This window comes from Pseudoalteromonas sp. NZS127 (assembly GCF_015864805.1).
Taxonomy (GTDB): Bacteria; Pseudomonadota; Gammaproteobacteria; order Enterobacterales; family Alteromonadaceae; genus Pseudoalteromonas; species Pseudoalteromonas nigrifaciens.
The window spans coordinates 108,003-131,052 of sequence record NZ_JADYWN010000012.1; the positions used below are offsets into that span (position 1 = coordinate 108,003).

Here is a 23,050-nt window from a genome sequence, read left to right on the forward strand (position 1 = left end):
AATTCCTATTTAAAGCGGTTTTTTAAATTTCAGCGTCATGCGGTCACTTTCACCAATGGCTTTATATTTATCGGCATCTTGCTCGCCTAAACGTAAGCTTGGTGGTAGCGTCCATACCCCTTTAGGGTGATCGGCTGTATCTTTTGGGTTAGCATTTATTTCACTACTAGCAACTAATTCAAACCCAGCTTGTTTAGCTATTTCAATTACGTAGCTTTGCTTCATGTAACCACTGCTTTTTTGATCGTCATCGGCGCGTGCTTCAGGCAATCTATGCTCTACTACACCTAAGGTGCCACCTGGTTTGAGTGCGGTATAAAAAGATTTAAACGCACTAAGCGCGCCATCTTTATTTTTACCCATATACCAGTTATGCACATTTCTAAAGGTAAGTACCATATCGGCACTATTTGCAGGGGCAAGTTCGGTGTGTGTAACAGGAGCAAACTCAGTTACTATTACTTTACTAAAGCGTGGGTCTTGCGTTACTTTTTGTTCAAACTCAGAGCGAGAACGCTGATAAAAGCCAGTCGCATCTTTTGGAAAATGCGCGGCGTAAAATTTGCCATTATCTTTGAGTACAGGCGCTAAAATTTCACTGTACCAACCACCGCCGGGCGATATTTCTACCACGCTCATATTTGGCTTTAAGCCAAAAAATGCCAGCGTTTGTGCTGGGTGACGAAACTCGTCACGCTCACTGTTTTTAGTAGCGCGTTGCTCATCATTAAGTGCATTAGCAATTAATGAGTTTTCACTGTGGTTATGAGCCAAGCTTGCTGCAGAGCTAAGCGCAATAGTGGCGACAAGTATAGATTTTAAAGCAAATTTCATCATTTTATTCTTCACTGTTAGTTTAATGAACAATCAGAATACGTTAATTGATTGCAAACAAACAGAGCTAAACTCAAACTTCAGTGTTTAGCTCTATAAGTGATTAGTGGCGGAAGTGGCGCATACCAGTAAGTACCATTGCCATGCCAGCTTCGTCTGCTGCGGCAATCACTTCTGCATCACGCATTGAGCCGCCTGGCTGAATAACTGCCGTTATGCCAGCGGCTGCGGCTGCGTCAATACCATCACGAAATGGGAAGAATGCATCCGATGCCATAACTGAACCTTTAACTTCAAGGTTTTCATCTGCTGCTTTAATACCGGCAATTTTAGCCGAGTAAACGCGGCTCATTTGGCCTGCGCCTACACCGATTGTCATACCGTCACGGGCATATACAATGGCGTTAGATTTAACAAATTTAGCTACTTTCCAGCAAAATAATAAGTCTTTAAGCTCTTGCTCAGTAGGTTGACGCTTAGATACAACTTTTAAATCGCCTTGCGTTACCATGCCTAAGTCGCGGTCTTGCACTAAAATACCGCCATTAACGCGTTTAATGTCTTGACCTGCGGCTTTACCTGTCCACTGTCCACATACTAATAAGCGTACGTTTTGTTTAGCCGAAACAATTTTAGCTGCAGCATCAGATACGCTAGGAGCAATAATTACTTCCACAAATTGACGTTCAACAATCGCTTCTGCGGTTGCTGCATCTAACTCTTGGTTAAAGGCAATAATGCCACCAAATGCCGATGTAGGATCGGTTTTAAAAGCACGTTCGTATGCTTCAAGAATATTGCTACCGATAGACACGCCACACGGGTTTGCATGTTTTACGATTACACAGGCTGGTACGTCAAACTCTTTAACACACTCAAGTGCTGCATCGGTATCAGCAATGTTGTTGAAAGATAACGCTTTACCTTGCAGCTGAGTTGCTGTTGCTACTGAAGCTTCAACAATGTCGTTTTCAACATAAAAAGCGGCGTCTTGATGCGAGTTTTCGCCGTAGCGCATATCTTGCTTTTTAGTGAACTGCATATTGATAGTGCGTGGGAATTTAGTGTCTTCGGCGGCTTCCTCTGTGTAGTCAGGAACCATTTTACCGAAGTAATTAGCAATCATGCCATCGTACTGAGCGGTGTGCTCGTAGGCTGCTATAGCAAGATCAAAACGGGTTTTATAGGTAGTAGAACCTTTGTTGCTTTGCATTTCGCTGATCACGCGGTCGTAGTCGCTGGCGTTTACCACAATAGTAACGTCTTTGTGGTTTTTAGCCGCTGCGCGAACCATAGTCGGGCCGCCAATATCTATGTTTTCAATAGCATCTTCAAGGCTGCAGTTTTCTTGAGCGACAGTATTCGCAAAGGGGTATAAGTTAACTACAACAATGTCGATAGCAGAAATGTTGTTATCTGCCATTACGCTTTCATCTTGTCCGCGACGCGCTAAAATGCCGCCGTGAATTTTTGGATGAAGTGTTTTTACACGGCCATCCATGATTTCTGGGTGACCTGTGTGATCTGATACTTCAGTGACTTTTATGCCGTTATCAGCAAGTAGTTTACAGGTACCGCCAGTTGACAAAATATCAACACCTTGCGCTTCTAATGCGCGGGCAAATTCAACTATACCGGTTTTATCAGACACACTTAATAGTGCGCGACGAATGGGACGATGTGTATCCATTGTAGTTTGATTTCCTCAGTTTATGAGCTAGCTTAGAAGCGGGCATTTTAACTGATAACAACTCAAAAAACGACTTATTAAGGGTGAGCATTTTGCAATTAGCACTTGTAGCAATAATGCAGCTCCTTATGGATTAACCAAGGTAAAACCTTATGTTATGCATTTTTTACTAGCATAATTGAGTGCGTAACCTAAATTTGGCTTAAAAGGCAACGCTAATCTGCATGAATAATACTAACGCTTAGTGATGCCAACCAATTAAAAACATGCGTATTCTAGCTTATTAAATAACTTACTCAGTGCGTTGAAAATAGCTGCTTGAGATAGGTTTACTAGCTGGAGAACAGGTTAAATAGCAGGCATAAAAAAAGCACCCTAAGGTGCTTTTATATAAATTAATGGCCATAAATGGTTATTAATTTATACCCTATGTATTGGCTTAGTATGCGTGCTTACCAGTCAATACAAAAAGTATTAGTTCATGCCGTATTTTTTAAGCTTTTTACGTAAAGTACCACGGTTGATACCTAGTAAAATTGCTGCACGTGTTTGGTTACCACGTGTATACGTCATTACTTCTTCCAGTAATGGCGCTTCTAGCTCTGAAAGAACAAGGTCGTAAACGTCTTGCACATCTTGACCGTTAAGCTGCTTTAAATAGTGGTGAACAGCTTTCTTTACTGCGTCACGTAATGGCTGCGGTTTCTCGTGTGCCTGAACATGAGGGTTAGTGATAAATGGAGAAGTCACGTTTTGTTCGAACATTATTTAATCTCTTTCTTTCTTAGTTAGCTGCTAGTGTTTTAAAGTATTGCTCTAATACGTCAACTTGTGTAAGTGGGTTGTCGATCGCATTAAATACTCGCCTAAACTGACCATCACGGTCATGGGTTTGCAAATACCAAGATACATGCTTACGAGCAATTCGCGCTCCCATTGGTTCACCGTAAAACGTATGGAGATTAGTTAAATGCTCCATTAAAATACTGCGCACCTCTGCAATAGCAGGCGGCTGTAAATGCTCTCCGGTTCGCAAATAGTGGTCTATCTCCCTAAATATCCAAGGGCGACCTTGGGCGGCTCGGCCAATCATAATGGCATCTGCACCCGTATAATCTAATACCTGCTTTGCTTTTTCCGGTGATGTAATATCACCGTTTGCAACCACAGGAATCGACACCGAACGTTTAATATCCCTAATCGTGGCGTACTCAGCCTCACCCTTGTACATACATGCGCGTGTGCGCCCATGTACGGCAAGTGACGCTATGCCATAACGTTCAGCTATTCTCGCAATCTCTACACCATTACGGTTATCCAGATCCCATCCAGTACGGATTTTAAGTGTTACAGGTATATCAACAGCATTAACAACTGCATCAATAATCTCTTCCACAAGTTCAGGAAACTGTAATAAAGCAGAGCCAGCGAGTTTCTTGTTCACTTTTTTTGCTGGGCACCCCATATTGATATCTATGATCTGTGCACCATTAGCAACATTGAATTGTGCGGCCTGTGCCATAAGTTCAGGATCAGCTCCTGCAATTTGCACCGCGCGTATTCCCGACTCACCGCTGTGATCCATACGGTTCATCGATTTTTCGGTTTTCCAAACATCAGGATTCGATGATAACATTTCAGACACAGCAAGCCCCGCACCTAAGCGGCGACAAAGTTGTCTAAATGGTCTATCTGTAATGCCGGCCATAGGCGCGACAATTACGTTATTCTCAAGTTGGTATTTACCGATACGCACTATATTCAATAGGCCTCTTTTCAAGGGGCGCTAAGTTTACGGTTTTTTTAGCAAAAATCAAAGGCTATAAATTGAACAAAAGTAACTTTTTTTTGCCCTTTTCGTATTGACATTTGATAACCGTATGACAAAGCGGTTTATTTGTTTGAAATTTAAGCAGCTTTTATTTTTAGTATAAAATAGAGATAAATTTTATTTTGTAAATAAATGGTAAAGCCTGTTAAATACAGGCTTCAGATGCTTGTTTTAAGTAAAAGCTCTAAATAGCGTTGGGCAGTGCTTATGCTTTTTTAGTGCCACTTACACGGGTCCAATCACCTTCAATAGCAATGTCGTCCAGCTCAATAAAGGGGGCATAAACATCGGCAACCGATTGCGCTTGCTCGGTTAAAATTCCCGACATAGCTATTTTTCCACCGGGTTTTAATAACCCTAAAATAACACTATGCAGTTCACGTAACGGTTGCGCTAAAATATTAGCAACGACTATATCGGCACTAAATTCAGGTTGGTTTTCTGGCAGGTATACTTCTAATTTGTCGGCAACACCATTACGGTTAGCATTATCTAAGCTCGCTTCTAGTGCTTGCGGGTCTATATCTATACCAATCATGCGCTCTGCGCCAAGCTTAATAGCAGCAATACCCAAAATGCCCGAGCCACAACCAAAATCAACCACGGTTTTACCGGTTAAATCTTGGCTTTCTAGCCATTTTAAACACAATGCTGTAGTCGCGTGAGTGCCGGTACCAAACGCCAGGCCTGGGTCGAGCAATACGTTTACTGCATCTGGATCAGGAATGTCGCGCCAGCTTGGGCAAATCCAAAGTCTTTCGCCAAATTGGATAGGGTGAAAGTTATCCATCCACTCACGTTCCCAATCTTTGTCTTCAAGTTGTTCTATTTTATATGTTAGGTTTTGCGCAACTGATTTATCTGCGTTTAACAGCGCTACAACGCCATCCATATCGTGATTAGCATCAAATAAGCCTATTACTGTAGTATCGGCCCAAAATTGCACAGTGCCTATTTTAGGCTCATAGATAGGCGTGTCTTTGGCGTCAATAAAAGTAACCGATGCACTACCAGCTTCAACTAGTAGATCACTAATTAAATCAGCGTTATTAGCGTTGGCGTTAATACGAATTTGGATCCAAGCCATGTTTATTTCCAGATAAAAGGGGGTAAATAGAAAAAAGGCCGCAAGAGCGGCCTTTTTAGTTTTAATATGTATTAGCCGCTTATTATTTAGCGTCTAAAAAGCTTTTCAGTAAATCAGAACGAGAAGGGTGACGTAATTTACGCAGCGCCTTCGCTTCTATTTGACGAATACGTTCACGTGTTACGTCAAACTGCTTACCTACTTCTTCTAAGGTGTGGTCGGTATTCATATCAATACCAAAACGCATACGCAGTACTTTAGCTTCACGGGCTGTTAGGCCAGCAAGTACGTCGTTAGTTGCGCCACGAAGCGACTCCATAGTTGCCGAATCAATTGGCGAATCAATGGTCGTATCTTCGATAAAGTCACCTAAATGCGAATCTTCATCATCACCAATCGGTGTTTCCATCGAAATTGGCTCTTTAGCAATTTTAAGTACCTTACGGACTTTGTCCTCAGGCATCATCATGCGTTCAGCTAATTCTTCTGGATTTGGCTCACGTCCCATTTCTTGTAACATTTGACGTGAAATACGGTTAAGTTTATTAATCGTTTCAATCATATGTACCGGAATACGGATCGTTCTTGCTTGGTCAGCAATAGAGCGCGTAATTGCTTGGCGTATCCACCACGTAGCATAAGTCGAAAACTTATAACCACGGCGATATTCAAACTTATCAACGGCTTTCATCAAACCAATATTACCTTCTTGAATTAAATCCAAGAACTGTAAACCACGGTTTGTATATTTTTTAGCAATTGAAATTACCAAACGTAAGTTAGCTTCAACCATCTCTTTTTTCGCACGGCGAGCTTTAGCTTCACCAATACTCATACGACGGTTTATGTCTTTTATACGCTCAATATTTAAGCCAGTGCTACTTTCAATAACACGTAACTTATTAAGACTACGAATGATCTCAGGCTTAACTTCTTCAAGTTTTGCCGAGTACTTTTCGTTAGCTGCAATTTCTAAATCAACCCAAGTTGCATCCGTTTCGTTATTAGCAAAGTGCTTAACAAACGTTTTCTTTGGTAACTTAGCAATTTGTACTGCTTGTTTCATGATAAGACGTTCTTGAACGCGAACTCTGTCCATCATTTCACGCATGTTATTAACCATGCGATCAAATTGCTTAGGTATTAATTTAAAGGTTTTGAATAACTCACCAATTTCAAATATAGCGGCAAGAGAATCTGGGTGCGAGCGACCTTTAGCTTCAAACGTTTCACGTGCTTTATTATATAAATCACGTAAATTTTCAAAATGAACACGTGCTTCTTCAGGATCTGGCCCTGTGTCTACTTCTTCTTCGTCTTCATCATCTTCGTCGCTGTCGTCATCGTCTTTATCGTCATCATTAAGTTGCTTAGCACTTAATTCTGAACCAATATTAGTTGCTGAAATTGGCGCTGTATCTTCATTAGGATCAATAAAGCCAACGATAATATCGCTAAGGCGCATTTCTTCTGCTTCAAACTTATCCCACTGCTCGAGTAGGTAAGTAATTGCTTCAGGGTATTCAGCAACCGAAATTTGTACTTGGTTAATGCCTTCTTCAATACGCTTAGCGATTACAATTTCGCCTTCACGGGTCAGAAGTTCAACAGTACCCATTTCACGCATGTACATGCGTACCGGATCCGTTGTGCGGCCGATCTCTTTTTCTACGGTCGCAAGGGCTGCAGCGGCAGCTTCAGCTGCGTCTTCGTCTGTCGTTGTTTCTTGCATCATTAGTTCATCGGCATCTGGCGCGTTTTCGCTAACCTTGATACCCATGTCATTAATCATGCTAATGATATCTTCTACTTGATCTGAGTCTATAATATCTTGTGGAAGGTGATCATTTACTTCTGCAAAAGTTAAGTAGCCTTGCTCTTTACCTTTTAGAATCAGAAGTTTTAATTGTGACTGAGGAGTTGGATCCATAGAGATTTTTTCTTCCACTCTGATAAGTTGATACAACAGGCGCCATCATGTAGTTTGCCTTAAAGCTAAACTAGAATAATGTGACGCAGTGAATAGCGTAGTATAACAGTTTAAATCAAATTTGACTAGCTGTTAGTCGCTTTTAACGCTGTCATTAACAAATGACATTCAAGTCTTTCATCGCTATTTAGACCTTGCGTCTTATCCTTTATTAATAGGGTCTCTAGTCGATAATTTAAACACTGATCTTCAATAAATTTAAAAGTATTTTGAAAAACAGTCTCTAAACGCTCTTCATTTATTTGATGTTGCCACGTTGCCAGCTTAGTTAGCGGGTCATAATCGTCAGTGCCTCTAAAAAATTCGAGCAACTGCGCTGTGGTAACATCTTCTTTTTGCAACGCTTGATGTTGTAAGCGTAGTAGCAAACCAATGCCGGCAATATTCATTTGTGCTAAATCGGGCAAATAGGGCACGCTTTTCGCCATTTGCGGGTGTTGAATTAAAATACCGATTGCTTGGCGCATGGGGGTTATTTTAAATTTTCGCTCAATAGAATGCTGTTGCTTGGGGGTTTTTAAGCGATTATTAAGCTGCTCACGAGTACGGCCAATTAATCGCCCGAGCTGCTCAAGAATATTTTCTTGATAAAACTCACTAGGAATTTTTTCAATTAATGGCAATGCGGCACTAAGTAACTTGGCTTTACCCGAATCAAGCGTTAAATCTATTTCTAGGCTGAGCTTATTGAATAACACTTTAGTGAAATCATCGGCTGCATTTAAGCGTTGTTCAAACTTATCTTTGCCTTCGGCTTGTACTAAGGAATCGGGGTCTTCGCCGTCGGGTAAAAATACAAAGTTTAACGCTTTACCATCATTTAAATAAGGCAGTGCATTTTCGAGCGCACGCCAAGCTGCATCACGACCTGCACGGTCACCATCGTAACAACAAATTACTTTATCTGTTGTTCTAAATAGAGTGTGCATATGCTCACTGGTTGTTGCTGTACCAAGTGCTGCAACGGCATATTCAATACCTTGCTCTGCCAGCGCCACCACATCCATATAGCCTTCAACAATCAGTACATGGTCGAGCTTTTTATGTGCTTGTTTAGCTTCATATAAACCATAGAGTTCAAAGCCTTTATGAAAAATACGTGTCTCTGGCGAGTTTAAATATTTAGGGCCTTGATCGGCTTGCATTACGCGCCCACCAAAGGCAACAACGCGGCCACGTTTATCGCGAATAGGGAACATTAAACGATCGCGAAAAAAGTCAAACTGTCTGCCTGGTGTTTTTTCTGAAGCGAGCTTTAGCTCTACCAATTGCTCTTTTTGTTCTTTGTTACGGCCAAGCTGTAGGCACAAACCATCCCATTCACTTGGTGCATAACCTATCATGAACTTTTTAACTATTTCGCCGCTTAAGCCCCGGCCTTTAACATATTCAATAACAGCGGCAGAATTACTATGGTGCTTTAACTGGTGTTGATAAAACCTTGCAGTATGGAGCATTAAATCGTAATCAGAGCGTTTTTGCGCTGCAGTACGCTCAGGTGCAGAGCCGCTACCTTGCTCACGGGGAACTTCTAAATTAAGTAAACTTGCAAGCTCTTCAATAGCATCAACAAACTCAAGTTTTTCGTATTCCATAACAAACGAAATAGCATTACCGTTAACGCCACAGCCAAAGCAGTGATAAAACTGTTTATCTTGGGAGACGGTGAACGAAGGCGATTTTTCGTTATGAAATGGGCAGCAAGCTTGGTAGTCTTTACCGGCTTTTTTAAGACCTACTTTTGAGTCTATCAGGTCGACAATATCGGTTCTGGCAAGCAAGTCATCTATAAAATTACGTGGGATCTTTCCAGCCATTAGTAAAATAACGTCCTGAGATAATTAGAATAACAATGAAAGCGAGATTAAATTTATAACCCTACAAATAAAACCAAGCGATTTTATACGCATATATTAATTGCTATTAAATAGGGCGGGTGCAAATAGCACGTTTGTAGATTTGAACACAAATCGGATACAAAAACAAAGAAACCGAGCTCTAGGCTCGGTTTACTTCAATCATACTTAATGTATGTGGGAGTACTAGGCTGTTAATCGTTGCTTAATTAAACCAGAGATTTTGCCCATATCGGCGCGACCTTCAGCTTTGCTTTTGATTATACCCATTACTTTACCCATGTCTTGCATACCTGCTGCGTTAGTGTCAGCAATAGCCACGTCAATGAGAGCAATTATTTCTTCTTCACTCAATTGTTGAGGTAGGAAAGTTTCAAGTGCTACTATCTCACTGGCTTCAATATCAGCTAAATCATCACGCCCAGCATCTTTGTACTGAGTGTAAGAGTCACGACGTTGTTTAACAAGCTTCACTATAACGGAGGTAATACCTGCGTCGTCTAGTGTTATACGCTCGTCAATTTCACGTTGTTTTATTGCAGCAAGTACCATGCGAATAGGGTTAAGACGTAATTTGTCTTTGGCTCTCATCGCATCTTTTTGCGCATCTTTTAGCGTTATTAAAAGGCTCATTTATACAAGACCTAATATATTAGTATAATTTAACGCGACGTGCGTTATCACGAGAAAGTTTTTTCATGTGACGTTTTACTGCAGCAGCTTTTTTACGCTTACGCTCAGCTGTTGGTTTTTCATAGTGCTCGCGACGACGAACTTCTGAAAGGATTCCTGCTTTTTCACATGAACGCTTGAAGCGACGAAGTGCTACGTCAAACGGTTCGTTCTCTCTTACTTTAATTACTGGCATTAAAAATTCACCTACCTAAATTATGAGCGTTGCTCAAGTTGATCAAACATTGATCAAGTGGTTCAAAAATGGTGCGGTATTGTAATCCGAAGCAACACCACATGTAAAGGATAATATTAACAGAAAGCTGGCATCTAAAACAGTGTTAATTTACTTGGCGTTGATACAAACGACAAAAAACTTGCCCAGCCTTTTTTTCTTTAATTAACAACCAGTTGATTGGTGCAGTAAAGGTGCTTAACTCGCTTTCTACCTCAATGTAAATTAAAGCGTCACTGCTTAGCCATTGATTGTTTTCTAGTAAATCAGCGCTCGATTGTGCCAAGTTTTTACGAAATGGCGGGTCAACAAAAACTAGATTAAATGGCTCATTACTATTAATTTGCTCTAAAAATGCCAGTGTATTGGTATGTTTTACGTGTGCGTTTTGCAGCTTTAAAGTGCTAATGTTTAGCTCAATTTGCTTTGCTGCGGCAGCGTCAAGTTCAACAAAAGTAGCGCTTTTAGCAAATCGAGACAGTGCCTCAAAACCTAAACCGCCAGAACCGGCAAAACAGTCGAGCACATTTGCCTCTCGGGTATCTTGCATTAACCAATTAAACACTGTTTCTTTTATACGATCAGTTGTTGGGCGCAGCCCTTGTACGTCTTTAACGGGCAGCTTTCGGCCTCTAAATTGGCCACTGATCACTCTAATAAAGCCATCGCTGGATTTGCTAGTTACTTTATTTTGTGTTGTTTTTTTTCTCATTTAGCTCACTAAAAATTGGTATCTGCTATCTAGCTCAGATAATATTGCAATCATATCATAGCGTATTATTTTTCAACTGCATTAAAAGTGGTAGTATAAGCATCCTAGACAATAGATTGTGCCTTTAAACAGTTTAAAATAGCAGTTAACGCACATACTATTATTATCGTTAGTTTATCAGAATTTTATAAGTGGTTATTAGCAAGTATGGCAAAAAAAAGTAAATTACTGTCTTGGTTAGGTTTTGGTAAGTCAGATAAAAAACAACAAGCGGAACAAAGTGCCCAAGAGGCCGATAACCAACAGCAAGCGCGCTTAGCAGCAGAAAAAGCTGAAGCAGAGCATTTAGAGCAACAGCGATTGGCCGCTGAAAAAGCGGAGCAAGAGGCTGCAGACAAAATAGCAGCGGAGCAAGCACAGAGAGAGCAAGCCGAAAAGCTAGCGATTGAAAAAGCCAATGCTGAGTTACTCGCAAAACAGCAAGCAGATGCTCATGCATTACAGTTAGAGCAACAGCAGCGTTTAGCAGAGCAAGAAGCGCAGATGCGCCTTGAGCAAGAAAAAGCAGCAGCTGAACAAGCCGAGGCTGAGCGTTTAGAGCAAGCACGTATTGCAGCAGAGCAAGCTGAAACTGAGCATTTAGAGCAGCAAAAACTTGCAGCTGAGCAAGCACAGAGAGAGCAAGCTGAAAAGCTAGCGATTGAAAAAGCCAATGCTGAGTTACTCGCAAAACAGCAAGCAGATGCTCATGCATTACAGTTAGAGCAACAGCAGCGTTTAGCAGAGCAAGAAGCGCAGGTGCGCCTTGAGGAAGAAAAAGCAGCAGCGGAAAAGGCAGAAGCTGAGCGTTTAGAGCAAACACGTATTGCAGCAGAGCAAGCAGAAGCTGAGCGATTAGAACAACAGCGTATTGCAGATGAACAGGCTGAAGCTGAGCGTTTAGAACAAGCTCGTATTGCAGCTGAACAAGCAGAAGTTCAGCGTTTAGAGCAAGCTGAAGCTGAGCGTTTAGAACAAGCGCGTATTGCAGCAGAGCAAGCTGAAGCTGAGCGTTTAGAACAACAGCGAATTGCAGCAGAGCAAGCTGAAGCTGAGCGTTTAGATCAAGCACGAATTGCAGCAGAGCAAGCTGAAGCTGAGCGTTTAGAGCAAACACGTATTGCAGCAGAGCAAGCAGAAGTTGAGCGATTAGAACAACAGCGTATTGCAGATGAACAGGCTGAAGCTGAGCGATTAGAACAACAGCGTATTGCAGCTGAACAAGCAGAAGCTGAGCGTTTAGAGCAAGCACGAATTGCAGCAGAGCAAGCAGAAGCTGAGCGTTTAGAACAAGCACGAATTGCAGCAGAGCAAGCAGAAGCTGAGCGTTTAGAACAAGCACGAATTGCAGCAGAGCAAGCAGAAGCTGAGCGTTTAGAACAAGCACGTATTGCAGCAGAGCAAGAAGAAGCTGAGCGTTTAGAACAAGCGCGTGTTGCAGATGAACTTGCAAGCGAAGCAGCTCAAAAAGTAGAAAAACCTAAAAAAGAAGGTTTTTTCTCTCGCCTTAAAAAAGGTTTATTAAAAACTCGCGTTAATATTGGTTCTGGTTTTGCTTCTATATTTAGTGGTAAAAAAATAGACGATGATTTATTTGAAGAGCTAGAAACGCAATTACTCACCGCCGATTTAGGCGTTGATACCACCATGAAGTTAATAGACCGCTTAACTGATGCGGCAAACCGTAAGCAATTAAAAGACGGCGACGCACTTTACGAGCTAATGAAACAAGAAATGGCTGCAATGCTTAAAACTGCAGAGCAGCCATTGGTTATTCCAGCTGATAAAAAACCATTTGTTATATTAATGGTAGGTGTTAATGGTGTAGGTAAAACGACGACCATTGGTAAATTGGCTAAACAATTTCAAAGCGAAGGCAAGTCGGTCATGCTTGCTGCGGGTGATACATTTAGAGCTGCAGCGGTTGAGCAACTACAAGTATGGGGCGATCGTAATAGTATTCCTGTTATTGCACAGCATACTGGTGCCGACAGTGCGTCTGTTATTTTTGATGCTTTTCAAGCTGCAAAAGCGCGTAACGTTGACGTATTAATCGCAGATACAGCAGGGCGCTTGCAAAATAAAGACAACTTAATGCAAGAGCTTGAAAAAATAGCACGAGTAATGAAAAAAATTGATCCTGACGCGCCGCACGAAGTAATGTTAACTATTGATGCAGGCACAGGGCAAAATGCAATTAGCCAGGTAAACTTGTTTAATCAATGTGTTGGTTTAACCGGTATTACTCTTTCAAAACTAGATGGCACGGCAAAAGGCGGTGTTATTTTTGCGGTAGCAGATAAGTTTAACATTCCAATTCGTTATATTGGGGTGGGTGAAAGTATTGATGATTTACGTGCCTTTAAAAGCGATGACTTTATTGATGCGCTATTTAGCCAAGATGAAGATGACGCTTAAAGCATAGCAAGCTATTAGTACTAGCGTTGAAAAGTGATTAGCGTGGTGTGCATAAAGTGATAGCTTCACCCAAATAGCCATGTTTGTACTTTGATTTTCCGGTTCTGTAGGTGTGGTTTATAACACACCTTTAAAAGGTGGAACTTTTATTTACCAAAAGAGGGAGCTTGCTCCCTTTTTAATTGCGAGGAATACCAGCTTTATTGATACTTAATAGTGTTGGCATAATAAAAAATGATAAATTTTCAGCAAGTAAGTAAAACCTATCCAGGCGGGCATCGTGCTCTTGAAAAAGTTAACTTTCATATTAAGCCTGGTGAACTCGCGTTTTTAACCGGCCACAGTGGCGCGGGTAAAAGTACGCTGTTAAAACTAATTAGCCTAATGGAACGCCCTTCTGCTGGAAGTGTGTTTATTAACGGTATAGATTTAAACAAGGTAAACTCACGGCAAATTCCTTATGCCCGTCGCGACATCGGCATTATATTTCAAAACCACCGCTTATTAGAGCGCTACACTATATTTGATAACGTAGCACTGCCCTTGATCATTGAAGGCACACACCATAAACAAATTGCAAAGCGTGTGCATGGCGCACTTGATAAGGTAGGCTTGATTGATAAAATTAAATGCCACCCATCTATGCTCTCTGGTGGCGAGCAGCAGCGTGTGGGTATTGCCCGCGCAATTGTTAACGCCCCGCCAATATTATTAGCAGATGAACCTACGGGTAACCTAGATCCTGAGCTTTCAATGGAAATATTACGTCTTTTTGAAGAGTTTAATAACCATGGAACAACCGTACTTATTGCTACCCACGATCTAGGATTAGTGGCCCGGATGAAGTATCGCAGCTTAACCCTAAAAGATGGTCGTATGATTCAAGATCCGTTAGCCGAGGGCGCATTATGAGTTTACTTTTTAAAAGTCGTCAAAATAGTAACGATAAACAAAAAAAATCAGTATTTGCTGGCGGTTACTTTTTTATTATTAATATTTTTCGCCAAGGCGTACATAGCTTAGGTGAAATGTGGCGTACACCTCTAGCGTCGTTAATGACTATTGCAGTACTGGGTTTGAGCTTAACCTTGCCAGCTAGCTTATACTTAGTGGTTAAAAATGTGCAACAGGTAAGCAGTGGCTTTGAAGAGGCCAGCGAGATTTCTTTGTTCGTAAAAGAAAGCATGAGCGAGCAAGAAACCCAAACCTTAGTAAAGCGCTTAGCACTTTACCCAGAAGTAGAAAGCGTGACCTTTATTTCCAAGCAGCAAGCTCTACAAGAGTTTAAGCAAGTATCTGGATTTGGTCAGGCGTTAAGCTATTTAAATAGCAACCCGTTACCCGATGTAGTACTCGTTATACCAACATCGCGACACAGACAACCTAATGCCGCAAAAGTACTTTTAACTAAGCTTGAAAGTGAGCGAGAAGTTGATTTTGGCAAGCTCGACATAGCTTGGCTAGAGCGTCTAAATGCATTGCTAAGCTTATTAAAAGAAAGTGTTATTACTATTGCGCTGCTACTGCTTACCTCGGTAACGCTAATTATAGGCAACACTATTCGTTTATCTATTATGGATAAGAAAGAAGAAATACAAGTAATGAAGCTGGTAGGCGCTACTAATACTTTTATTCACGCCCCCTTTTTATGGACCGGGATATGGTATGGCGTTATAGGCGGATTATTTGCGTTTATATGTGTAGCGCTAATGATGTGGTGGCTATCAACTGCCGTTAGCAGTGTGGCAAGTGTTTACCAAACTAGTTTTTCTTTAATTGGTTTAACCTTAAAAGAATTTGGCTCGCTGGTACTGCTTGCTACTAGCTTAGGATTTATTGGTTCGTACTTATCGGTTAATCGTTATATAAAAGAAATTGAGCCAGATAAAGTCTGACATAAAATGGTCACACTTTTATATTACTCTTTTTAAAGCAGTTTTTATAAAAGTACTTTAAAGCTATAGCAGGGCTTAATTCATCACTTATTCAGTCGCTTAGCGTAGACTTAAAAAATACAAAAAAACCACTTGATTTATACTTAAGAAAAGTTTTAAATTGGGGTTAGCACTCTTAGGTAAAGAGTGCTAAGATGGTTTCAAATGTTTATCACCGAGGTGAAAAATGAGTAAAGATTTATACGCAATGGCACTTACAGTTGGACAGCAAAGCGCAAGCATGGACGGTTACCTTCAAGCGGTAAGCACTATTCCTATGCTTAAAGTAGAGCAAGAACAAGAGCTGGCAACACGTCTTCAGGAAGAAGGTGATCTTAGTGCTGCAAAGCAACTCATTATGTCGCACTTACGCTTTGTAGCGCACATTGCAAAAGGCTACTCGGGTTATGGCTTGCCACAAGCAGATTTAATCCAAGAAGGTAATATTGGCCTGATGAAAGCGGTAAAGCGTTTTAACCCAGAAGTGGGTGTGCGTTTAGTATCGTTTGCAGTGCATTGGATTAAAGCAGAAATTCATGAGTTTGTACTTAAAAACTGGCGCATCGTAAAAGTTGCTACCACTAAAGCACAGCGTAAATTGTTTTTTAACCTTCGTAAAAATAAAAAACGTTTAGGTTGGTTTAACCAAGCAGAAGTTAGCACAGTAGCTAGCGAGCTAGGTGTAAGTGAAAAAGAAGTACGTGAAATGGAATCGCGCATGAGCGGCCAAGACATGGGCTTTGACCTGACAGGTGATGACGACGACAGCGCACCAAGTAGCACCTATTCACCAGTACAGTATTTAACTGATGGCACTGCTGATTTAGCTGACGATATTGAGCAGCAACAATGGCAAGAACAATCACATACTCGTTTGTTTAGCGCTCTTAAAACGCTAGACGAACGCTCGCAAGACATTGTAAGCGCACGTTGGTTAACCGATGATAAAGCAACGCTACAAGAGCTTGCCGAAAAATACAGTGTATCGGCTGAGCGTGTTCGCCAGCTAGAAAAAACAGCGATGAAAAAGCTACAAGCTGCAATGGTGTAAACCTAACCATTTAGCGAACAACAAAAAAGCCCCGCATATAAAATGCGGGGCTTTTTGTTGTTCGGATAAAAATTGCAAAATAGCAGTTTTCAGTTAAATATAAAAAGCGACTCGCTGTTAAAATGAAACACAGTGCTTAGCTGGCCTTTTATCCTAAGTACTGCTTTTGCTTTGCACACCACTTTTAGTTGCTTCGCTATACCACAGCTCCATAAAGCACTCAGTTAATTTATGCTCTATTTCAAGTGCTTTATCGGTTGGGCAAAATAGGGTGAAGCTTGCTCTAAATTCTCCTAACTCAGTAGTACCAAAGTGAATTTCGGGTTCTGGGCCTGAAATCTTTGCATCTAACTTTCTTTCAATAATAGAGTTATATCTACTTGCTACTTCTTCAAACTCTTCGCAGTAATGCTTGGCTTTATTACTTAGAGTTTCGTAAATAGGGTACGGATTAAAGCTGTCTTTGCGCACAATATTAAAATGATGAGTAGCGAAGCGTTTAATAAAGTTTAAGTTTTTTATTGGGCTGGTAATTAATTTGTTATTAGGGATATATATTGTTTTTCTAGAGAATTGATAAGTTCTCATATCAATTTCATGTAAGGTGGTTTTAATCCAGTTAGTCTCTGCTACTTCGCCATAATATTCACCAACTTGTACCCAGTCGCCTATTCTAAATGGGCGGGTTGTCACTAAGTAAAAAAAGCCAATTACACATTGAATAAACTCTCTAGTGGCAAGCACAATAGCAACGGCAAAAGCGGCTATAGACAGTGCGAAGTTTTGAATCTCAGTCGACCATATAAACAGCAGTAACAAAACCATAGTAAAGTTAATAAAGTGCTTAATATTGTGAGCAATATAGCGAATATCTTTTTCTTTTTTTTCTGCTCTATATCTCGCCAACTTATCAACAAGTACTTTTAAACTAAATGCGATAGTGAGTACTACCACTGAGATAAGAACTGGATGTAGTAGTATGTCTTTGATAATAAAACCCCTAATCGGTATAAGTTTAAAGTAAGTAATAACAGCTAGGTTTTTAAATAATAGGCCCTAGGTTCTAGGGAAAAACACCGCGCTAAACCTAAGCACGGTGTTTTTATATTTTGCTGATTTTGGACAACTTAAGCTAACAGTCGCCCTGAGCTGTTATCTCATGGTAACATATTACTCTGTACATCCAAATCTGGAAACACTCTGGAAATCTACACCCCACCTAGTCTAGGAGACTTTTCCAGAAAAAGTGAAAAATTGCAAAGAAATTTGGACTTTTTTATGGTCTGGAAAACGGTTTTCCAGATTTTGTACTTTCCATTTATCAATGGTTTCACCGTTTGGCTATATTTTTAATTTCAAAAACACCAAGCTGTTATTTCTTCTAGCTTAGTAGGGCTGTTTGCTGCTTTTAAATTTTTCATTAAAGTATCACGCACTTTTTAAATAAACATTGTTTCATCAAATGAGAAAACTTTTTTTAAAAATTCGCTATTTGTATATACACAATGTATTGGCTAAGAGTTGCTCTGAGCATAATGGAACAGCAATTCTTTAATACCGAAGCCTAAATCTTTTTTATTTCAATGCTTAATGTTGAGTTCAAGCTAGTTTCAGATGGGTCAACCTCAGAAAAACATTTTTTTAATCTGATTTTATAGTTTTGCTCAATTCCCCAATCGGGTATCAACTCATTTGCTATTTCTTGATTTAATAGCTGTAATCCCACTCCTTCCAGTTTATTACTTAGACGAGTAACTTTCGCTAACTGTTCAGTGCAACGTGAGTCAGTAATATTCTCCGCCTGTAACATTAATCTTAAAAGCTCACCCAATACTTTTGCTGAGAACCCAACTGGGATTGGCCATATTCTCCCATCTTTTTCTACTAATTTTGTTTTTTTATCAACGGCAGCCTCTAGCCATGAAATACATTTGTTGAAGATCGCATCAATTAGATAGTCGTAGCGCGTTGACAGGTTATCAGACTGATTAGCAGTAGATGATGGCTGATATTTCTTAATTATATGGTCAAGTAAAGTATAGTAATACCTAAGCCACATGTGATCAGGATAGTTGGTGAAGATTGCCCTCTGTACCATTATGTCAAAAAAATGCAGTGTAATATAAATAGGGCATACCCAACGCTCTTCTTCTTCATATGACCAGTGATAGGGTTGGTTATAGTGATTTTTATCACCGCCTGTTTGTTTGGAAATATATTTAGCGGCGCTTGTGAGTTACAACGAAAAAAGCAACTAAACAGCGTTATTTTGTACTAATGATTTATTTTATTACTTGTTTAACTAAGATGTTGAAATATCTATGGATCTTGCTTTTTATTTATAGGTACAAGTTAACGAGTGGAAAAGCGTTACTGTGTGCCTACGAAAAAATGATTTTAAATACATAACAGCGTTGTAATATAAAATTGACTAAAAGAATAAGTTATTGAAATATCATGGAATTTAAAGTTACAAAGGTGGTACAAGGTACAATTTTGTAATGTAATTCACAGCGCTGTCTCCAATAGGTTTCCAAATTTGTTGCGTTTCAGCAAGCTTTAAATCTTTCAGATAAAAGGATAAAAGTGGATTAGTCGGTGAGATATCATAGCCCGTGAACATACTAATTTGCTGTGTATCACGGACTTCGCGATACAGTGTACTCTCAGTGTCTATCATTAAAGATTCTAAAAAATCATCACTAAATTCTTCCGAAATGTTCAAAGGTAGCAAAGTTAATTCCATACACGCTTGAGGATTATGTAGCGAATAGTATCGAATAAATGATTTTGTACTTAATAAACTTTTTAAGCCAGATACTGAACACTCTCTTAGCTTTGTTTTAGAAGGTAATACCCAATCAATGATCTTAGTTCCGATTCTTCTTATAAATGATGATTTGTATTGCTTCCCCTTTAGCAAGGATTCGAACTCATCTCGATGAGCATTTGGTAGTTTACTGCGAAGAGCGTCATACCACTTGTCTTTATGGATAAAACAAAATTGATTATAATAGTTATCAACTAGATAACTCAGTTCTTTATACTTCCTTTGGCGAAGTAATTGGAGTGATATTTTGTTCCAAGATTTTATGCGGGAATGTGGAAGCCTTTTATTTAGCAGTTTAAAGGTTAGATATAGCAATACCATTAATATCGTAGAGAAAATTACGAGGTTGGGGGTTAACCCCCAAAGCCAAGGGAGCGGAATTGTTATGTTAAAGTGCGATAAAACAGGTAAAAAGGTAACGTATAGGCTAACTACTAGTGCGCTAAAAAGTAATAACTTATCCAGTAGACCTATTCGAAGAAACAAATCTATCCTTCTCTCTTCAGATAAGAGTGTGTAGCCTGCAACTAAAATTGTTATGACTGCTAATATATTTGCTTCCATTTGTAAGCCTTTTGGAAGGTGATAAATTGGTTTGCGTAGTAGCTATTATTGATAACAGGTTACTGATTGATCCCTGCAATCAACAGACAACACAAAAACATTATTTAAGCAATTATTTGGACATTAAAATACTAAATAATTTTTTAAATTTGATAGAGGATGTCACTGACGAACGATTCCCTAATTTATCTAATATAAAAAGTCCCGATGTCCACATTGGAACTTTAGCTGATAACATTAAATTATCTTGTGTGGCATGCATTACAACAATAATAGCAACCATCAATATTATGAGATGAATAACTTCTCTTAGCAGATGCAACTGCATCAGTACAACTATAGAAGTTACCTAAATCTATACGATTTTGATAGTCAGGCAAATGATTACAAGTTTCTTCATTATGAACTTCATGATAACCATCTGTTTGTGCATTTTTGTTAATGATATATTTAGCCATTAGTAATAACCTTATCTTCCACAGAAGAATAAAATGACTACTCCAAACTTAATATTCCAAAATAATATTTTATTTTAAGAAAATTATTGCATATATTTGTAACCGCAATTCAGAATAGCCTTATTTTGAATTAGAGAAGTAACATGCCTAGTCCGCCAAGATTTGCATGTTTCTTCTCGCCCACCCATCTAAAACACATCATATGGTATGTTTTTACTATGGATAGACACAAGATAATGAGGTTTCTTTTATATTACAACCCCAAAACTTTCAATTTTTCCTGTAAGTATAACCAGTATATTTTGAGTTAGTAATTGTTAACTTATTGTAGCTTTTTTAATCGACTCTTAAAGAAACGCAACTGTTTTTTAAGTATATTTTTACTATATAGAATTTTTCCCACTAAAAAACTTTCCTTTATCCTTAATTGTTATTAGTGCACCTTAGTCTCCTTGCCTTATAACGCCTCAATAATATGCTAAGCTAGTTTGTCTGTTTTCTTGTTCTGTTTGCAATCCCAAGCAACACTTATAATCTAGATCTTACAAGGTATGCTACCTTGTAAAGTTGGTTATCATCAACGTCTGTTATTCTCATAGCGGCCTGTCAGATTAAATTCAAACTTATCCACTTAAACTGTCAGATCAGATATGAGCTATTACAGCTCATTTTACAGCTCATTTTGTTACAGCTCATTTAGTATTTACCTTTATAGGTATGCACATTCATAACGAATTAATTTATTGCTAAACTTCAATGAAGGGGGTCTTCAAAAGTAAAGGCTCCTTCTTCTAAAATCTCTAAATCGAAATACATCTCTGTTTGAATTTCCACCATAGGCTCATTTGAGTCATTTAATGATATAAATAATGGGGAGCTCCCTTCTGAGCAAAGGTTTTTGGTTATTTTAAGCTTTACTTTCGAGCAGTCTACTAACAAGTGACTATCAACACTAATTGCCAAGATATTTTTATGTTTTTCATTTTTCCAGTATATTGAGCCACTTCGTCTAAACCCAAGTTGTTGCAAGTTCTTTTGTGGTGAAAAATATAGGGCAGGATTTTCTTTGGGCAGCGAAATTTTTTGCTGCTTTTGTTCTGTGACAAATGATAAGCATGCTTCGTAAAATGAATCAATAAACCCAGAGTGAGTTTTTCGACTCATGTATGGTGAGTATGCACTAAAACTATTGCCTGTTATTAAGCGCGCTCTCTCAACTGGAAATTTTGAACGTGTAGCTCTGCTCTTGCCTATCTTATGGCTATAGCTAACATCTATTACGCCAGCTAAACTAAAAATATTACCCCAGCCATTTTCAATAGATTCTTGAAGTACTTGCCATTTTTTTTCATTAATCTTAGAGTGGGTTATTAATTTCAATTTCCGCTTTTCTAAGTTTTGTATAGAGTCCCTAAGGTTGTTACAAACACTGGTAACATGAGGGTTCCAGCTTCTTAGGCTTCTAATATATCGCTCTTGTTTCAGAAGAGATTCCAAAATATCAAGTTGTGTTGCAAGCTCGCCAAAATGGCCTGAAGTATAAATTAATTTAGGCTCTTCACCTTGCTCAGTAAAAAAGCATAATTGAAACAGGAATGCTCTGTATGCATAAGTTTTTATTGCATGTCTTTCTTTGAACCTCCAATAATGTTCGATTTGCAGATAATCAGCAAAGATAAGGTTTGCTAGTTCATTTGAACTATGTGCCAACAGCGTTTCTCCACAGTAATTTGCATCAGCTTCCTTTGGTTGTTTCCAATACAAGCATGCATAAAACTCAGTCCACCTTTCATAATATGCTAGTCTTGCAGTGACGTCCCATCCCATTCTTTTAACAAGCTTAAAGTGTATACATTCAAATATCTCGTCAAGTTTTATAGCTGATAGAACATTTTGTAGCTGTAGTTCATTGAGTGGTTTTGATGTTGAGCCATTTTTATATTTTTTGAAAGCTTCACCGTTAGATAATGAATTTATTTTATCCGCTATTTCATCAATATTATCTATGCAGAATATTATTTTGTTAAAGCTTAGCCAGAAACTTTTTAGCCATTGTGTCTCTTCATCAGGTGTATGAACGTAGTAATGCTGTTGTTTTTGCCCATAGCTCACGGCTTGTGAGATGTTTTTTATAAAAGAGATAACCTTGTGTGGATGAGACTTCGATATTATGTCGAAAATATCTGTAGCTAACTTATGAAACTCTAACAGTCCCTTTGTTGAGTTTTTTAAATCAAGTTTATCTGACGCATAAAATAGGTTATGAAACCATTCACATTCAAGAATTAAATCAATACCGTTTGTTGTCTGATAACCTTGCCAACGAGCTAACTCATATAGATCCAGTGTCCAACATATTTTTGAAGTTGTTTCATCGCGCAATGAGTCTGATGTAATTAATTGACGCTCTGGGTGATACACAATCCAAGACATGACATCAGCTATCAGGCGTTGAGTATGAAAAGACATGGAGATATCTTCGTTTTTTCTGGCATGTCGAACAAGTCTTAATAGTGTGTTCCAATAATTTTTTATAACAGCTAAATCATTAGTAGAGAGCTTGATCGTTTTGGTTTGCCTGCTGCTATCAAATCTAAGCCTGATAGTTGCATGAAATTGATACAGGACTTCTTTAAAATCAAGGTCCCAACTACGTTGTTCTATATTATAAATTAGCAGTTCGAGCCCTGCATTTATGCTATCAATCTCTGCTAAATAACTTCTTTTTTTGTAACTATTCACCAAGACAAATTATTTTCTAAGGATCTTTTTTAGCTATTGACTGATCCTGCCAGTATGCCAAGCTAGAGCTATTACCCTATCGCTCTAGCTTTAATGAATTTAAACAG

At 39.2% G+C, this 23,050-nt stretch carries 19 protein-coding genes; 4 read left to right on the top strand and 15 right to left on the bottom strand.

Going from position 1 to position 23,050, the window contains the following annotated elements; translation table 11 throughout:
• Nucleotides 1-9 precede the first annotated feature (9 nt).
• From I6E78_RS12165 to rsmD, 10 genes are all read right to left on the bottom strand, one after another.
• Nucleotides 10-834, bottom strand: coding sequence for a class I SAM-dependent methyltransferase (locus I6E78_RS12165; protein ID WP_197182619.1), 825 nt, complete (start codon nucleotides 832-834; stop codon nucleotides 10-12).
• Nucleotides 835-937: 103 nt separating this feature from the next.
• Complete coding sequence (purH, locus tag I6E78_RS12170) at nucleotides 938-2,524, bottom strand: bifunctional phosphoribosylaminoimidazolecarboxamide formyltransferase/IMP cyclohydrolase (RefSeq protein ID WP_058372446.1); 1,587 nt, start codon at nucleotides 2,522-2,524, stop codon at nucleotides 938-940.
• 474 nt (nucleotides 2,525-2,998) lie between these two features.
• Nucleotides 2,999-3,289 carry a DNA-binding transcriptional regulator Fis gene (gene fis / locus I6E78_RS12175; protein WP_011327058.1) on the bottom strand — a complete coding sequence of 97 codons (291 nt, stop codon included), beginning with the start codon at nucleotides 3,287-3,289 and terminating at the stop codon, nucleotides 2,999-3,001.
• Nucleotides 3,290-3,308: 19 nt separating this feature from the next.
• On the bottom strand, nucleotides 3,309-4,280 hold the full coding sequence (gene dusB / locus I6E78_RS12180; RefSeq protein ID WP_058372447.1) for a tRNA dihydrouridine synthase DusB: 972 nt from the start codon (nucleotides 4,278-4,280) through the stop codon (nucleotides 3,309-3,311).
• Between the two features lie 280 nt (nucleotides 4,281-4,560).
• Nucleotides 4,561-5,442 (bottom strand): 50S ribosomal protein L11 methyltransferase, encoded by an 882-nt coding sequence (prmA, locus tag I6E78_RS12185; RefSeq protein WP_197182610.1) that lies wholly within the window; start codon nucleotides 5,440-5,442, stop codon nucleotides 4,561-4,563.
• 82 nt (nucleotides 5,443-5,524) lie between these two features.
• Entirely contained in the window at nucleotides 5,525-7,372 is a 1,848-nt protein-coding gene (gene rpoD, locus I6E78_RS12190; protein ID WP_011327061.1) for an RNA polymerase sigma factor RpoD, read from the bottom strand.
• 125 nt (nucleotides 7,373-7,497) lie between these two features.
• Nucleotides 7,498-9,249 (bottom strand): DNA primase, encoded by a 1,752-nt coding sequence (gene dnaG / locus I6E78_RS12195; protein WP_011327062.1) that lies wholly within the window; start codon nucleotides 9,247-9,249, stop codon nucleotides 7,498-7,500.
• A gap of 225 nt (nucleotides 9,250-9,474) precedes the next feature.
• Nucleotides 9,475-9,921 (bottom strand): GatB/YqeY domain-containing protein, encoded by a 447-nt coding sequence (locus I6E78_RS12200; protein WP_197182611.1) that lies wholly within the window; start codon nucleotides 9,919-9,921, stop codon nucleotides 9,475-9,477.
• Between the two features lie 19 nt (nucleotides 9,922-9,940).
• The gene (gene rpsU, locus I6E78_RS12205; protein ID WP_002957797.1) at nucleotides 9,941-10,156 is read right to left on the bottom strand and encodes a 30S ribosomal protein S21; all 216 of its coding nucleotides are present in this window, start codon (nucleotides 10,154-10,156) and stop codon (nucleotides 9,941-9,943) included.
• A gap of 145 nt (nucleotides 10,157-10,301) precedes the next feature.
• On the bottom strand, nucleotides 10,302-10,907 hold the full coding sequence (rsmD, locus tag I6E78_RS12210; protein WP_011327064.1) for a 16S rRNA (guanine(966)-N(2))-methyltransferase RsmD: 606 nt from the start codon (nucleotides 10,905-10,907) through the stop codon (nucleotides 10,302-10,304).
• 207 nt (nucleotides 10,908-11,114) lie between these two features.
• Here rsmD and ftsY point away from each other — a divergent pair, with 207 nt between their 5' ends.
• The 4 genes from ftsY to rpoH all read left to right on the top strand — a co-directional run bounded on the left by ftsY (nucleotide 11,115) and on the right by rpoH (nucleotide 16,349).
• Nucleotides 11,115-13,364: a signal recognition particle-docking protein FtsY gene (gene ftsY, locus I6E78_RS12215; RefSeq protein ID WP_197182612.1), complete on the top strand. Its 2,250-nt coding sequence runs from the start codon at nucleotides 11,115-11,117 to the stop codon at nucleotides 13,362-13,364.
• Nucleotides 13,365-13,598: 234 nt separating this feature from the next.
• Nucleotides 13,599-14,276, top strand: a complete 678-nt coding sequence (gene ftsE / locus I6E78_RS12220) for a cell division ATP-binding protein FtsE (RefSeq protein ID WP_197182613.1) — start codon at nucleotides 13,599-13,601, stop codon at nucleotides 14,274-14,276.
• Nucleotides 14,273-15,259 carry a permease-like cell division protein FtsX gene (ftsX, locus tag I6E78_RS12225; protein WP_058372451.1) on the top strand — a complete coding sequence of 329 codons (987 nt, stop codon included), beginning with the start codon at nucleotides 14,273-14,275 and terminating at the stop codon, nucleotides 15,257-15,259. The genes ftsE and ftsX overlap by 4 nt, the downstream gene beginning before the upstream one ends.
• Nucleotides 15,260-15,485: 226 nt before the next feature.
• Nucleotides 15,486-16,349 (top strand): RNA polymerase sigma factor RpoH, encoded by an 864-nt coding sequence (gene rpoH, locus I6E78_RS12230; protein ID WP_011327068.1) that lies wholly within the window; start codon nucleotides 15,486-15,488, stop codon nucleotides 16,347-16,349.
• 153 nt (nucleotides 16,350-16,502) lie between these two features.
• On the opposite strand, the gene I6E78_RS12235 is transcribed toward rpoH, so the two are convergent.
• From I6E78_RS12235 to I6E78_RS12255, 5 genes are all read right to left on the bottom strand, one after another.
• Complete coding sequence (locus I6E78_RS12235) at nucleotides 16,503-17,342, bottom strand: mechanosensitive ion channel family protein (protein ID WP_197182620.1); 840 nt, start codon at nucleotides 17,340-17,342, stop codon at nucleotides 16,503-16,505.
• 571 nt (nucleotides 17,343-17,913) lie between these two features.
• Nucleotides 17,914-18,408, bottom strand: a complete 495-nt coding sequence (locus I6E78_RS12240; RefSeq protein WP_197182614.1) for a hypothetical protein — start codon at nucleotides 18,406-18,408, stop codon at nucleotides 17,914-17,916.
• A 411-nt stretch (nucleotides 18,409-18,819) separates the two neighbouring features.
• Nucleotides 18,820-19,743, bottom strand: coding sequence for a hypothetical protein (locus I6E78_RS12245; protein ID WP_197182615.1), 924 nt, complete (start codon nucleotides 19,741-19,743; stop codon nucleotides 18,820-18,822).
• Nucleotides 19,744-19,985: 242 nt separating this feature from the next.
• Nucleotides 19,986-20,201: a hypothetical protein gene (locus I6E78_RS12250; RefSeq protein ID WP_197182616.1), complete on the bottom strand. Its 216-nt coding sequence runs from the start codon at nucleotides 20,199-20,201 to the stop codon at nucleotides 19,986-19,988.
• 753 nt (nucleotides 20,202-20,954) lie between these two features.
• Nucleotides 20,955-22,943, bottom strand: coding sequence for a hypothetical protein (locus I6E78_RS12255; protein WP_197182617.1), 1,989 nt, complete (start codon nucleotides 22,941-22,943; stop codon nucleotides 20,955-20,957).
• Between the last annotated feature and the right edge of the window lie 107 nt (nucleotides 22,944-23,050).

Excerpts from the sequence above, each read along its gene's own strand:
- I6E78_RS12165 (WP_197182619.1), bottom strand. The coding sequence starts at position 834 with ATGAAATTTGCTTTAAAATCTATACTTGTCGCCACTATTGCGCTTAGC.
- purH (WP_058372446.1), bottom strand. The coding sequence starts at position 2,524 with ATGGATACACATCGTCCCATTCGTCGCGCACTATTAAGTGTGTCTGAT.
- fis (WP_011327058.1), bottom strand. The coding sequence starts at position 3,289 with ATGTTCGAACAAAACGTGACTTCTCCATTTATCACTAACCCTCATGTT.
- prmA (WP_197182610.1), bottom strand. The coding sequence starts at position 5,442 with ATGGCTTGGATCCAAATTCGTATTAACGCCAACGCTAATAACGCTGAT.
- rpoD (WP_011327061.1), bottom strand. The coding sequence starts at position 7,372 with ATGGATCCAACTCCTCAGTCACAATTAAAACTTCTGATTCTAAAAGGT.
- dnaG (WP_011327062.1), bottom strand. The coding sequence starts at position 9,249 with ATGGCTGGAAAGATCCCACGTAATTTTATAGATGACTTGCTTGCCAGA.
- I6E78_RS12200 (WP_197182611.1), bottom strand. The coding sequence starts at position 9,921 with ATGAGCCTTTTAATAACGCTAAAAGATGCGCAAAAAGATGCGATGAGA.
- rpsU (WP_002957797.1), bottom strand. The coding sequence starts at position 10,156 with ATGCCAGTAATTAAAGTAAGAGAGAACGAACCGTTTGACGTAGCACTT.
- rsmD (WP_011327064.1), bottom strand. The coding sequence starts at position 10,907 with ATGAGAAAAAAAACAACACAAAATAAAGTAACTAGCAAATCCAGCGAT.
- ftsY (WP_197182612.1), top strand. The coding sequence starts at position 11,115 with ATGGCAAAAAAAAGTAAATTACTGTCTTGGTTAGGTTTTGGTAAGTCA.
- ftsE (WP_197182613.1), top strand. The coding sequence starts at position 13,599 with ATGATAAATTTTCAGCAAGTAAGTAAAACCTATCCAGGCGGGCATCGT.
- ftsX (WP_058372451.1), top strand. The coding sequence starts at position 14,273 with ATGAGTTTACTTTTTAAAAGTCGTCAAAATAGTAACGATAAACAAAAA.
- rpoH (WP_011327068.1), top strand. The coding sequence starts at position 15,486 with ATGAGTAAAGATTTATACGCAATGGCACTTACAGTTGGACAGCAAAGC.
- I6E78_RS12240 (WP_197182614.1), bottom strand. The coding sequence starts at position 18,408 with ATGTGGCTTAGGTATTACTATACTTTACTTGACCATATAATTAAGAAA.
- I6E78_RS12245 (WP_197182615.1), bottom strand. The coding sequence starts at position 19,743 with ATGGAAGCAAATATATTAGCAGTCATAACAATTTTAGTTGCAGGCTAC.
- I6E78_RS12250 (WP_197182616.1), bottom strand. The coding sequence starts at position 20,201 with ATGGCTAAATATATCATTAACAAAAATGCACAAACAGATGGTTATCAT.